General features: G+C 69.0%; 11 protein-coding genes and 1 tRNA gene. 9 read left to right on the forward strand and 3 right to left on the reverse strand.

Annotated features, from left to right (window positions below; translation table 11 throughout):
- The first annotated feature begins 49 nt into the window (after positions 1-49).
- The 3 genes from B9S64_RS10965 (at position 50) to glmS (ending at position 3196) form a co-directional block, all read left to right on the forward strand.
- A complete protein-coding gene (locus B9S64_RS10965) occupies positions 50-943 on the forward strand; it encodes a DUF4429 domain-containing protein (protein ID WP_103489560.1) in 894 nt (297 codons plus the stop codon).
- Positions 944-1031: 88 nt separating this feature from the next.
- Positions 1032-1307: a hypothetical protein gene (locus B9S64_RS10970; protein WP_028442930.1), complete on the forward strand. Its 276-nt coding sequence runs from the start codon at positions 1032-1034 to the stop codon at positions 1305-1307.
- Between the two features lie 59 nt (positions 1308-1366).
- Positions 1367-3196 carry a glutamine--fructose-6-phosphate transaminase (isomerizing) gene (glmS, locus tag B9S64_RS10975; RefSeq protein WP_103489559.1) on the forward strand — a complete coding sequence of 610 codons (1830 nt, stop codon included), beginning with the start codon at positions 1367-1369 and terminating at the stop codon, positions 3194-3196.
- A gap of 279 nt (positions 3197-3475) precedes the next feature.
- Here the strand turns inward: glmS and B9S64_RS10980 are convergent, their stop codons facing one another.
- Positions 3476-3997, reverse strand: coding sequence for a universal stress protein (locus B9S64_RS10980; protein WP_103489558.1), 522 nt, complete (start codon positions 3995-3997; stop codon positions 3476-3478).
- A gap of 822 nt (positions 3998-4819) precedes the next feature.
- Between B9S64_RS10980 and B9S64_RS10985 the strand changes: the two genes are divergently transcribed.
- From B9S64_RS10985 to B9S64_RS11015, 6 genes are all read left to right on the forward strand, one after another.
- Entirely contained in the window at positions 4820-6016 is a 1197-nt protein-coding gene (locus B9S64_RS10985; protein ID WP_103489557.1) for a helix-turn-helix domain-containing protein, read from the forward strand.
- A gap of 9 nt (positions 6017-6025) precedes the next feature.
- Positions 6026-6631: an oligoribonuclease gene (orn, locus tag B9S64_RS10990; RefSeq protein ID WP_028442934.1), complete on the forward strand. Its 606-nt coding sequence runs from the start codon at positions 6026-6028 to the stop codon at positions 6629-6631.
- 122 nt (positions 6632-6753) lie between these two features.
- A tRNA-His gene (locus tag B9S64_RS10995) sits at positions 6754-6826 on the forward strand.
- Between the two features lie 1145 nt (positions 6827-7971).
- Positions 7972-8241 (forward strand): hypothetical protein, encoded by a 270-nt coding sequence (locus B9S64_RS11005; protein WP_030625703.1) that lies wholly within the window; start codon positions 7972-7974, stop codon positions 8239-8241.
- Complete coding sequence (locus B9S64_RS11010) at positions 8234-8851, forward strand: DUF6879 family protein (RefSeq protein WP_103489555.1); 618 nt, start codon at positions 8234-8236, stop codon at positions 8849-8851. The genes B9S64_RS11005 and B9S64_RS11010 overlap by 8 nt, the downstream gene beginning before the upstream one ends.
- Before the next feature lie 90 nt (positions 8852-8941).
- Positions 8942-9793 carry a methionyl-tRNA formyltransferase gene (locus B9S64_RS11015; RefSeq protein WP_103489554.1) on the forward strand — a complete coding sequence of 284 codons (852 nt, stop codon included), beginning with the start codon at positions 8942-8944 and terminating at the stop codon, positions 9791-9793.
- Positions 9794-9815: 22 nt separating this feature from the next.
- Here B9S64_RS11015 and B9S64_RS11020 read toward each other — a convergent pair whose 3' ends face one another.
- Complete coding sequence (locus tag B9S64_RS11020) at positions 9816-11972, reverse strand: tetratricopeptide repeat protein (RefSeq protein ID WP_103489553.1); 2157 nt, start codon at positions 11970-11972, stop codon at positions 9816-9818.
- The gene (locus B9S64_RS11025; RefSeq protein ID WP_103489552.1) at positions 11969-12379 is read right to left on the reverse strand and encodes a hypothetical protein; all 411 of its coding nucleotides are present in this window, start codon (positions 12377-12379) and stop codon (positions 11969-11971) included. The genes B9S64_RS11020 and B9S64_RS11025 overlap by 4 nt, the downstream gene beginning before the upstream one ends.
- Positions 12380-12663: the final 284 nt, after the last annotated feature.

Consider the following 12663-nt stretch of genomic DNA (forward strand, 5'->3'; position numbering starts at 1 on the left):
AACCGTTCAGTCGGTTACGCGCAGCCGCACGGCTGGCAGAATCCGCCGCATGGCGGACATCATCACGCGTGACGGAACATGGAGCTTCGACGGGGAAACGGTACGCGTCGTCCCGGGCGGAAAGGCGCATCCGGTCCGGCAGGGCCTCGGGGAACTGGCCGTCCCCCTGGAGGCGGTGGCGGGGGTCTCCTTCGAGCCGGACCGCAAGGGGGGCCGGCTGCGGCTGCGGCTGCGCTCCGGCGCCTGCCCGGTGCTGCGGGCCGCCGACGGGCGGCTCCAGGACGCCTCCGACCCGTACCAGCTCTCGGTGGACAAGGACCGCGCCGGCGTCGCCGAATACCTCGTGGACGAGATACGCAACGCCCTGCTGATCGAGCAGGTGCCCGACGGCCCGGTGGACCACTTCCTGCTGCCGGGGCCCGCGGTCCCCGTGTCCGGCGGCGGCGGGGACGGCACGGCCTCCTTCGACGGGAAGACGGTCCGCCTCACCTGGAACTGGAAGGCGGAGGAGTCCAAGACGGCCGGCGGAACGGTGTCCCTGCCGCTGGCGGAGGTGACGGGGGTGCGCTGGGTGCCCGCCATCGGGCTGGAGAACGGCTCCCTCCGCTTCGACCGGGCCGGCGCCGCCTCTCCGGCACCGGCCAAGTTCGACCCGTACTCCCTGGAGCTGTGGGGGCTGTCGAAGCGGGAGTGCACGGCGGCCCTGGTCGCAGCCGCCGTCCTCGTACGGATGCCGGCGCCGGACGGACCGGCTGCCCCGGCGCTCACCCCCGCGACCGCGCCGCCCGCCCTCGCCCCCTCCCCCGGAACGCCCGCCCCGGCCGCCGACAACCACGACGCGCTGCTGCGCAGGCTGCGCGAGCTGGGCCAGCTGTACGAGGCGGGCATCCTCACCGACGACGAGTTCAGTACGGCCAAACAGGCGATCCTGAAGCGGATGTAACCCCGGCCAGGCTCTCTTTCCCAGTGATTCCTGCCCGATATCGGGCAGATTTCTTGCGAAAGTCGCCCGTCCCGAGCAATATCAACGGGTGCTCGAACGCCGCCCGTCACATGACGACCTGATCGACCACCTCGTCCGGTCCACCGCGCTCCAGCGCGGCGAAGCCGCCCGGGTGGTCCTCGACGTGCTGGCGTACTTCAACGAGACGACCGAGGCCTTCGTCCGCCGCCGCCACCGCGAACTGCAGTCCGGCGGCCTGGTGAACACGGAGATCTTCGAGCGGATCGCGGCCGAACTGCCGCACCGCGCGGTGGCCCCGCAGGAGCTCTCGCTCCGGCAGCTGCGCCGCATCGTCTACGGCTGAACGGACCGGGGCAGGCCGGGGCACCGGACTCTTGTACGTCGATGGAGGGCAGAGACTCTATGTGCGGAATCGTCGGATACATCGGGAAGCGTGACGTGGCCCCGCTGCTGCTGGAAGGGCTGCAACGGCTGGAGTACCGGGGGTACGACTCCGCGGGCATCGCCATCACGGGCAAGGCCGCGGCGGGCAGGCCGGGCACCCTGAAGACGGTCAAGGCCAAGGGCCGGGTCCGCGACCTGGAGGCCCGGGTGCCCAAGCGGTTCGCCGGCACCACCGGCATCGCCCACACCCGCTGGGCCACCCACGGCGCCCCGAGCGACGAGAACGCCCACCCGCACCTGGACGTGGACGGCAAGGTCGCCGTCGTCCACAACGGCATCATCGACAACGCCGCCGAGCTGCGCGCGAAGCTGGTCGCCGACGGCGTCGCGTTCCTCTCCGAGACCGACACCGAGGTCCTCGTCCACCTGATCTCCCGGGCGCAGGCCGCCACCCTGGAGGAGAAGGTCCGCGAGGCGCTGAAGGCGGTCGAGGGCACCTACGGCATCGCCGTCCTGCACGCCGACTTCAACGACCGCATCGTGGTCGCCCGCAATGGCTCCCCGGTCGTGCTGGGCATCGGTGAGAAGGAGATGTTCGTCGCCTCCGACGTGGCGGCGCTGGTGGCGCACACCCGCCAGATCGTCACCCTGGACGACGGCGAGATGGCCACCCTCAAGGCCGACGACTTCCGTACGTACACCACCGAGGGCTCGACCACGACGGCCACGCCCACCACGGTGGAGTGGGAGGCCGAGTCGTACGACATGGGCGGCCACGACACGTACATGCACAAGGAGATCTCCGAGCAGGCCGACGCGGTGGACCGCGTGCTGCGCGGCCGCATCGACGACCGGTTCTCCACCGTGCACCTCGGCGGCCTCAACCTGGACGCCCGCGAGGCACGCGGGGTGCGCCGCATCAAGATCCTCGGCTGCGGCACCTCGTACCACGCGGGCATGATCGGCGCCGGCCTCATCGAGGAGCTGGCCCGCATCCCCGCCGACGCCGAACCCGCCTCCGAGTTCCGCTACCGCAACCCGGTGGTGGACCCCGACACCCTGTACGTCGCCGTCTCGCAGTCCGGCGAGACCTACGACGTGCTGGCCGCCGTCCAGGAGCTCAAGCGCAAGGGCGCCCGCGTCCTGGGTGTCGTGAACGTGGTCGGCTCCGCCATCGCCCGCGAGGCCGACGGCGGCATGTACGTCCACGCGGGCCCGGAGGTCTGCGTGGTCTCCACCAAGTGCTTCACCAACACCGTCGTCGCCTTCGCGCTGCTCGCCCTGCACCTGGGCCGCATCCGCGACCTGTCGGTGGCCGACGGCAAGCGGATCATCGACGGCCTGCGCAGGCTCCCCGAGCAGATCGGGGAGATCCTCGCGGCGGAGGACGAGATCAAGAAGCTGGCCGAGGAGTACGCGGGCGCGCAGTCGATGATGTTCATCGGCCGGGTGCGGGGCTACCCCGTCGCCCTGGAGGCCTCCCTGAAGCTCAAGGAGATCTCGTACATCCACGCCGAGGCGTACCCGGCCTCGGAGCTGAAGCACGGACCGCTCGCGCTGATCGAGCCGGCCCTGCCCACGGTCGCGATCGTCCCGGACGACGACCTGCTGGAGAAGAACCGCGCGGCGCTGGAGGAGATCAAGGCGCGGAGCGGACGCATCCTGGCCGTCGCCCACCGTGAGCAGGCGAAGGCCGACCACACCATCGTCGTGCCGAAGAACGAGAACGAGCTGGACCCGATCCTGATGGGCATCCCGCTGCAACTGCTCGCGTACCACACGGCGCTGGCCATGGGCCGGGACATCGACAAGCCGCGCAACCTGGCGAAGTCGGTCACCGTCGAGTAGCCGGACCGGGACCGGCCGGGTCCCACCGGTCCGGCACGAGGGGGCGGCCCCCGCACCACGTCACACCGTGGGCGCGGGGGCCGCCCCCTCGCGTGCGTCCGTACGGGAAGTTCCGCGCGAGGCACCGGGGCTGACGGGCCCTCAACGATCCCGGCGGGCGCGAAGGACCGGCCGGGTCCGCGGCCGGAGACCGGCCGGTCCCGGAATCCCGGTCCCGGAATCAGGGACGGATCAGGGACAGATCAGGGTCAGGAAATCAGGGACAGTTCAGGGTCCGGGTCAAGGGATGACGATGACCGGGCGCTGGGCCCGGCGCGCGAGACGGCCCGCCACCGACCCGAAGAGGCGTCCCACGATGCCGTGCGTGGAACCGACGACGATCGCGTCCGCCGAGTACTCCCGGCCGACCTCCTCCAGTTCGTGGCAGATGTCACCGCCGCGCTCCACGAGCACCCAGGGCACCTCGGCGAGGTAGTCCGCGCAGGCCAGCTCCAGGCCGAGGACCTCGGTGCGGTGATCGGGCAGATCCACGAAGACGGGGGGCTCGCAGCCCGCCCACACGGTGGTGGGCAGCCGGTTGGCCACATGGACGATGATCAGGCCCGAGCCCAGCCGGCACGCCATTCCGATGGCATACGCGAGGGCTCGTTCGCTGGAGGTGGAGCCGTCGAAACCGACCACGACCCCATGCCGGAAGGCGGGATCGCAGGAAGGGCGCGACTCTGCGACCGGCTGCGGGTCCGACCGGGGGTCGGCCACCTGCTTGCGGTCTGCGGGTTCAGGGATTTCGTGACCGGCCATCGGTGTCTCGGCGAAGAGAATCCTCGTGAGGAGGGAGCGGTGTGAAGGTGTCGGCGAGCGGCGAAGCTGTGTCCGGGAATCATCTTTCCAAGCCCTTACCCCTAAGGGTACGGCGCCACTCCTCCTCTGCCCATCCCTCACAAAACGCATGCGGCATTGCAGGGAGCATGCCGGAGACAGCCCCGTAAGGCAATGCCGGATGCGTCGTACATCCAGCTCCCGGGACCGGGGCGCGAGCCGCTTCCGGGTCCCGCCGGCCGAGCCGCACGGATCCCGTCGCGGCGGCCGAATGCCTCTCGCACCCCAGAGGCCCGGCTGTCACAGCACGCCATCGGACGACTGCGCTTCGTCCACCCCGTGGAGACATTACGGTCCTTGGGGAGCACGGGGGCGCACTGAAGCGCTCACCGCTGCGGGGGGTGCGCCGGTCACATGACTGGTTTCCACGTGCACAACCGCTGGTTTTGAGCCAACTTCTCGACTACCTCGGTTTCTTGCCGTCATGGCCGACCAACCTACGTGCCAGCAGGCAGGAATAGACCGCGCGGTACGCTTTGAACCGATGGGGACGGGCCATGATCACCAAGCCCGCTTCCCACCGGGGGGCCGTGAGTGAAACGCTCGTGATCGAATGCTTCGCGCCAAGTTGCCTTGTCGACATAGTGGCCGTGGGGGAACGTGTCATGTCGGCACCGCGGAACGCAGTAGATTCGATCTTGGGTATCGAGGACTGGGGACGCGTGCGAGACCGAGGGGAAACGTGCAGGTGCGACAGGCCCGTAAGGACCAGGGAGACGCGAACACCGAGGGGGGCTTAGCGTCATGAGCCAGGACTCCGCCACCGTTACGGAGGCCGCACGAAAACTGACCGGACGGCGACGCCGGGAAGTCGTAGCCGTACTGCTGTTCAGTGGTGGCCCTATCTTCGAGAGCTCCATCCCGCTCTCCGTTTTCGGAATCGACCGGCAGGACGCGGGAGTTCCCCGCTACCGCCTGCTGGTCTGCGGCGGGGAGGAAGGGCCGCTGCGCACCACGGGCGGTCTCGAACTGACCGCCCCGCACGGACTGGAGGCGATCAGCAGGGCCGGCACCGTCGTGGTGCCCGCCTGGCGGTCCATCACCTCGCCGCCGCCCGCCGAGGCCCTGGACGCGCTGCGCCGCGCCCACGAGGAGGGCGCCCGCATCGTCGGACTGTGCACGGGGGCCTTCGTGCTCGCGGCCGCCGGCCTGCTGGACGGGCGCCCGGCCACCACGCACTGGATGTACGCGCCGACGCTGGCCAAGCGCTATCCGTCGGTGCACGTCGATCCGCGTGAACTCTTCGTCGACGACGGCGATGTGCTCACCTCGGCCGGGACGGCGGCCGGAATCGATCTGTGCCTCCACATAGTCCGTACCGACCATGGCACGGAAGCGGCCGGGGCCCTGGCCCGCAGACTGGTCGTCCCGCCACGGCGCAGCGGCGGCCAGGAGCGCTACCTCGACCGGTCTTTACCTGAGGAGATCGGCTCCGACCCGCTCGCCGAAGTGGTGGCGTGGGCGCTGGAGCACCTCCACGAGCAGTTCGACGTGGAGACGCTGGCCGCGCGGGCCTACATGAGCAGGCGGACCTTCGACCGCCGGTTCCGTTCGCTCACGGGCAGCGCGCCGCTCCAGTGGCTGATCACCCAGCGGGTGCTCCAGGCGCAGCGGCTGCTGGAGACCTCCGACTACTCGGTGGACGAGGTGGCGGGGCGCTGCGGCTTCCGCTCCCCGGTCGCGCTGCGCGGGCACTTCCGCCGCCAGCTCGGCTCCTCACCGGCCGCCTACCGGGCCGCCTACCGGGCCCGCCGTCCGCAGGGCGGCGCGATGGAGGGCATCGCCCCGGTGCTGGAGGCGTCCGTCCCCGCCCAGGGCACGGCGTCGACCCGGCGGGGCGCCGCCGCGGGGCCCGAGGGGCTCCCGGAGGGCCTGAGAGCGGCTCCAGAGCCCTATGTTCCCGGTCGCCCGGCCCTGCCGGGCCAGCGGAGCGCCCCGTAGGGTGGACGCATGAACGACCGCATGGTGTGGATCGACTGCGAGATGACCGGGCTCTCGCTGGCGGACGACGCACTCATCGAGGTGGCCGCACTGGTCACCGACTCGGAACTGAACGTGCTCGGCGAAGGGGTGGACATCGTGATCCGCCCGCCGGACGCGGCCCTGGAGACCATGCCCGAGGTGGTGCGGCAGATGCACACCGCCTCGGGCCTCCTCGACGAGCTGGCGGGGGGCACGACCCTGGCGGACGCCGAGGAGCGGGTCCTGGCCTACGTCCGCGAGCACGTCAAGGAGCCCGGCAAGGCCCCCCTGTGCGGAAACTCGGTCGGGACCGACCGCGGCTTCCTCGCGCGGGACATGGCGTCGCTGGAGGGCTTCCTGCACTACCGGATCGTCGATGTGTCCTCGGTCAAGGAGCTGGCGCGCCGCTGGTACCCGAGGGCGTACTTCAACAGTCCGGAGAAGAACGGCAACCACCGTGCCCTGGCGGACATCCGCGACTCCATCACGGAGCTGCGGTACTACCGGGAGGCGGTCTTCGTCCCGCAGCCCGGCCCGGACTCGGCCCGCGCCAAGGAGATCGCGGCGCGCCACAGCGGTCCCGCCGGACAGTAGTCCGTCCCCTGGTCACGGCCGTATTCCCGGCCTGTGACCGGGTCCGGGGAAACAGGTGCGCGAGCACCCTCCCGGACCCTGTACACTTTTTCTCGGCCGGTCGGAAACGACCGGACGACATGGTGGGTATAGCTCAGATGGTAGAGCACCTGGTTGTGGTCCAGGATGTCGCGGGTTCAAGTCCCGTTACTCACCCTTTCAGGGAAGCCCCTGACCTGCGGAAACGCCGGTCAGGGGCTTTTTCGTCCGTCGAGGCGGACCAGCCACGGCCAGGCGCGGCCGGATTTCCGGCCCACCGTGCGCCTCATGGCAACGGTCAGGAAGCGGTCCGCAAGAACGGAACGGCGAGCTACCAGCTCCACTGGCTCCAGGAGGGCGTGGCGGCACATGGGAAGCCGAAAGGTTCGAGGACGTGGAGCAGGCCGACACGTTCAAGAAGCTCGTCGACGCCCACAAGCAGCGGTGGCCCTTTGGGCAAATTCCGGGCCGGGCTTCATCGAGCCCGAGCAGGACCCTGACGACGTGCCCCTGACCGAGTGGGCTCGGCGCCACGTCGACCGCCTCACCGGTATCGACTCGCGGACCCGGGACGAATACCGGCGCGAGCCGGTCCTTGGTCAGGCCGCCCCTGACGCCCCAGGTGATGAACTCGGCGGCCTGCTTGAATCCGCCCTTGTAGGGCTGGCCGGCGGGCTTGATCCAGGGGATCGTGCCGCTCCAGGTCCAACCCACAACCCCATAGCTCATCTGCGGGGCTTCTTTCAGGGCACGGCGGGACCCGGCCACTCCGGACGACGCTCACCAGCGGCTGTTCGGGGCGGGGTTGTGCCGGAAGTTAGCCGCGTGTTCCGGCCGTACCCAACGAGCTGATATCACGAGCGCGGCCGACTGCCCCGCGTGACCTGAGACCCGTGTCCGGGATCTGGCAACTCCCGCGACAGGGCCCGCCCTGAGTGAGGGATTCACCTGGGCGCGGTGTCGGCGGCTTTGCAGGAGAAGCCGGCACCGCGCCTTCTACGAACCACGAGGAGCCGCTGCGATGCAGCATGCCCTGATACCCCCGCGCCCCGAATCGACACCGCTGTTCGGCCGGCACTTCCGACGGTCTCCTGCTCGACCGGCGGTACACAGTCTGTGGATCCCTCGGCTGTTGCTACTCAGGTGAGGCGATCCTGGACGGCGGCGCCAAGGGGACGGTTTCCCTACCGGGGCCGGATGATCCCGTCATCCAGTCGATGCAGGGGGACGAGCCGTTGCCTTCGGCTGGCTGGAAGTCTCTGCCCGACGTTGCGTGAGGTGTGATCTAGGTTACCTTCAGGGGGACTGGATGGAGAACCGTGATGATTCGGGGCTGGGAAGCCGATCCCTCTTCGCCGTTGCTGCGCCGCCTGGGTAAATCCCCCACCGAGCTCGGGACCACGGGCGGCGAGCAGGGATGCCCGGACATCTGGGAGCTGGAGAACGGGGACATCGCCGTCGTTGGCCGAGACCTCACCGGTTCCTACCTCCCCAACCTTCCCCCGGGACTCGTCGTCGCCCCGGACGAACGGATCGTCGTCATCCCCCGCAGGACAGCCGCTGCGGCGAAGGTGGACCTTCCCGATGCTTAGCCCACAGGCCGACGGCCCGGGTCAGCGCCTCGAACTTGACGACTACACAGAGGACTTCGGTCGCCATTTCTGGAATTCCGGCCCCGAGGGGTTCTGGAAGCTCGAACGTCAGCAGAGCTTCCAAGAGCCCGGGGTGGAGAGCTGGGAGGCCTTCCGCAAGGGGCACTGGGACGAGTCCCTGGCACTGATCGAGGGACAGCGGGGTCACTACGAGAAGTACCTCCGGCGAATCGCCGGAAGCGGATTCGCCCTCCACCGTGTCCGCTGCGTGGAGGAGCCCATCTCTCCGTACCTCCAGTGGGAACTCCACCTGCTGCACCTGAAGGCCCAGTGCGGGGAGGACACGAGAGTCCTCAGCGGGGACGGCATCCTCCGGTACGAAACGCAGCACCCGCTTCCGGAAATCGTCGTCCTCGGCTCCTCGGTGATGTACGAGGTGCTTTATGACGACGACGGCGAACTCGCCGGCGGTATCCGTTTCAGCGATCCGCGCACCATCTCCCGATACCGGCGGGCGATCCAGGAGATGCACCGGTCCGGCGAGCCGTTGGACAATTTCTTCAGCCGCCAGGTCACCCAACTGCCTCCGCCGACCGTGACCGAGGAGTAGAGCCGGGCAATCCCGCCCCGAGCTCGGTGGAGAGCCCGGGATGGACATAAGAGTTTCGGCCGGAAGCCTGCCGCAACATAAGGGCCATAAATGCGCATTATTCTAATTTCATACTCCGCACAGGGCTTCGCCCTCCTGCACCGCGTGTGCCGGCAGGCCGGACATACCCCCGTCGCTTACCTGCATGCTCGATCGCTGCGGCCGGGGGAGCCGACGCGACGCGGTGCGGGCGATGTCGTGGGCGAGATCGTCGACGCCCTGCCGAACGGGATGGATCTGCTGGTTCCGGGCCGTAAAAGCATGTTGCCGCACATCATCACGGGATACCAGGCCGATCTCATCGTCTGCTACGGCTTCCCCTGGAAGCTGCCGCCGGCGGTACTCCGGTCGACGAACTTGGGTGCCATCAATGTGCATACGTCGATGCTGCCGAAATACCGAGGCCCCATTCCGGTCAATTGGGCAATCAGGAACGGCGACAAGGAAATCGGCGTCAGCATCCACTGGATGGAGAGCGAATTCGACTCCGGCGGGATCCTGGCGCAGGAGGCGGGTATCGCGTTGGGTGACGATGTCGCCCCCCAGTTGTTGTGGGAAGAGGTCGACCGATACATCGAGCGGCTTCTGCCCCGTGCGCTCTCGCTGGCCGTAGCCGGTTCGCCTGGTACGCCGCAGGATGAGAGGTCGGCCACCTACGCGGGGTGGATGGAACCCGAGTTCTCTCAGATCGACTGGAACACCGCCAGGGAAGAGATCCACAATCAGGTACGCGCCGTCAGGTTCGGCAGCTCCGGAAGATCCGGCCCAGTTGCCATGGTGGCTGACCGTCGTCTGAGAGTTCTGCGCACATCGTTGCAGTCGGCGGACGGAATCAAGGTGATGTGTGGAGATGGACCCGTGTGGATCACGGAGTCCGCACCGGTGGCGGACTCCGAATCCTGAACGGACACCGGACCACCGCGAGTCAGTTCGAGTCTGGTGACGTTGCCTCCGCCAGGGAATGCCGGTACCGCCCGAGCTTGTCCCGGATTCCCCTCGTCCACGGGTGCTCCGGACCGAGCACCAGCTCGCGCCATTTCCTGACGATTTCCGCCTGCTCGATGGCTTCCTGGTACTCGCCGACCGCGTGCAGGACGTTGCTGAGCAGGCTTCGTGCCGCCAGCGTGATGGGGTAGCGAGCTCCGAACCGGCGTTCGTGCGCCTCCAGCGCACGGCGGGCCGACAGCAATGCTTCGGCGTACTTTCCGGTGTTGAGCAGTGCACCTGCGCAGTTGAGGTCGGCCGACAGTGTGATCGGGTGGTCTGGGCCCAACTCACGGCGGCAGTCGGCGACCAAACCCGTTCCTGCCAGTGCCTCGCGGTCCAGGTCCGGTCCTGGGGGCAGTTCGAGCAGACACGTCCTCGCCTCCAGCGTCAGCGGGTGCCATGGGCCAAGCAGCGCGGCTCGCCCGGCGACCGCCCGATGCATCAACTGCACGGCTTCCGGCACTCGATCGAGCCAGACCAACGGACGGGACAGATGGAGGCAGGTGGTCAGGGTGTCCAGCGCCTCGGGACCACAAACCCGTTCGAAGTCGTCGAGCAGCCCGCGGTGGAGATCCGCTGCCTCTTCAAGGAGCCCCAGACGATCGGTCGCCTTCCCGATCCGCTGCCGCAGGCGCAGCACCAGGACGTGATCGTTTCCCAGTCGTCGTCGTACGAGAAGCGTCGCCTGTTCGGCCATGGCCAGCGCAGACGCGTAATCGCCGGAACGATGCTGGGCTGTCACCAGACGCAGGGCGCAAGCGGCAGCGGACTCAATGGTGGCGATCGTGATCTCGGGCCAGGTGACGATGCGGCGAAGCAGAGCCAGGACATGTGGGGCGAGGGGGGTGAGCAGGCTGTCACGCAAGCCGCGTTCCGGGGACGCGGGCAGGGAGTGCAGAAGAAGTCCAGCCGCCGTGGAGGCGAGTTGGTCGCGTTCACCGGCCGGGGTGACGCGCGCGACGCTGTCGAGCAGCACTCCGTGCGTACGCAGGCAGCGAATGTCGCCGGGAACGAGTTCGGTGAGCGAATGGTCAAGCAGCCCCCGAAGCGCCATTTCCACCCGGCCCGCGGGCAGGGGCAGGTCGAGCCGGGTGTTGGCCAGCAGCGACAGGGGCAGCGGGTCGTTCGACCAGCAGGCCAGAAGGCGCAGCAAGACAACAGCCTCGGGCAGGTTCTGCCCGACCAGGGAATTCAGCGAGAGCTGCCACGTTCCGCTGACCAGGTGACGCGAGTCGTTGCCCGCGTCGATGGCTCCCTGGTCGATCAGTTCGATGGGATCCGGACGCTCCTGCAGACGGCGCCCGTACTCCTCCATCGTCCAGGGGTCGATCACCTGGTGGGCCAGAAACCCGCCGGCCAGAGTCAGGGCGAGCGGCAGGCGGCCGAGGCTGTCGGCAATGGCGGCCGCGTCCTCGGCAGAACCCGTTCCTGGGGCGAGATCGCGCAGGACCTGAGCCGCCTCCGCACGCGGCAGGACATCCACGTACAGCAGCTCGGCAGCGGGCCACCAGTGGCCGGCGGCCTGCCGTGTGGTCACGAGGACGGTTCCGCGCGGGCTGGTACGCAGCCATCCGCCGTCCCGCAGCACCGCTGGGTCATCGGCGTTGTCCAGCACCAGCAGCCATGGCACGTCGGACCGGTCGAGGTGGTCCCAGACCAGGTCCGCGGCCGCGCGTAAGCCGTTGCGTGCGGCCATCAGCTCACCGTCGCCGGCGCCACGGTCGGCGGCCACAGCAAGCATCCCGGCCCGCAGGGATGCCTGATCGGAGGCGTTGACCCACAGGCCCAGGCGTCCGCGTTCCCCGGTGGCGTGTTCGAAGAGTGCGCACGCCACGGCCGTCTTTCCGCATCCTCCCAGGCCGTGCAGGACGAACACGGTGCTTCCGGCGCCCTCGGTTACCGCCTCTTTCAGGCGTCCGACGAGTTCGTCGCGGTCCCTCAGGATCGCCGGTGCTCGGCCGATGGGCGGGTGCCTCACCGAGTCCGGGCCGGCCCAGGCGGCGCCGTGATGGTGGTGCTCGATGATGTGCTGGTCTCCGGAAGCCTGGTAGACACGCCCCTGGTCAGCGGCCCGGCCGTCGTTGCGGCCGGTCACCGCTGGTCGACGTTCAGGTCGCGGCCGGCCTGGTAGACGCGTGAGCTGCCGGAGGCGGTCGCACGTTGGGTGACGGTCGGGGTGGCGGGTGTGCCGGGGTCGAGTTCGGTAAGCAGGGAGCGCAGTTCCGCCACCAGCTCGGGGTGCGCGACGAGGAGGCGGCGAATGCGGCCTTGCCACTCCGCAGCGATCTCCCGCTCGGCCTCCTCGTCACCACTGCTCTGCGCGCCCAGGAGGTCCCGGCGCGACGCGTCGAGCTGGGCGCCGACTTGCTCCTCGTGGTCCGGCCGGACACGTCGCCACAGACTGACCACGCCGTTCCGCACGCCGTTCCACGTGTCGGTCGCCAGCAGCGCCGCGATCGTCGTCCCGGCAGTACCCGCCAGAAGGGTGATCTCCGCGTCCATCCTTTGCCCTCCCTCGATCCGGCTCGGGTTACAACTCTATGGAGCCGACACGGTGTCAGTACATCGGACTTTCAGCGGCATTTCGCGCCATCCTCGGCTCACGCCGCGGACCTACTGCTCCCAGTCGTCGGCGTACCCCGTGTCCGCTCGGGCCGGTACAACCGAAAGCGCTCAGCTTTCCTTGCCCGGGATGAGGGTGCTCGGGGCAATCGGGAGGTGCGCTCGGGCGGGGGATGCGAAGCACTTCGGCCAGGTGATCGCGACGCAGCCTGTCCTGGGACATT

It is taken from the genome of Streptomyces sp. SM18 (genome assembly GCF_002910775.2).
Classification (GTDB): Bacteria; Actinomycetota; Actinomycetes; order Streptomycetales; family Streptomycetaceae; genus Streptomyces; species Streptomyces halstedii.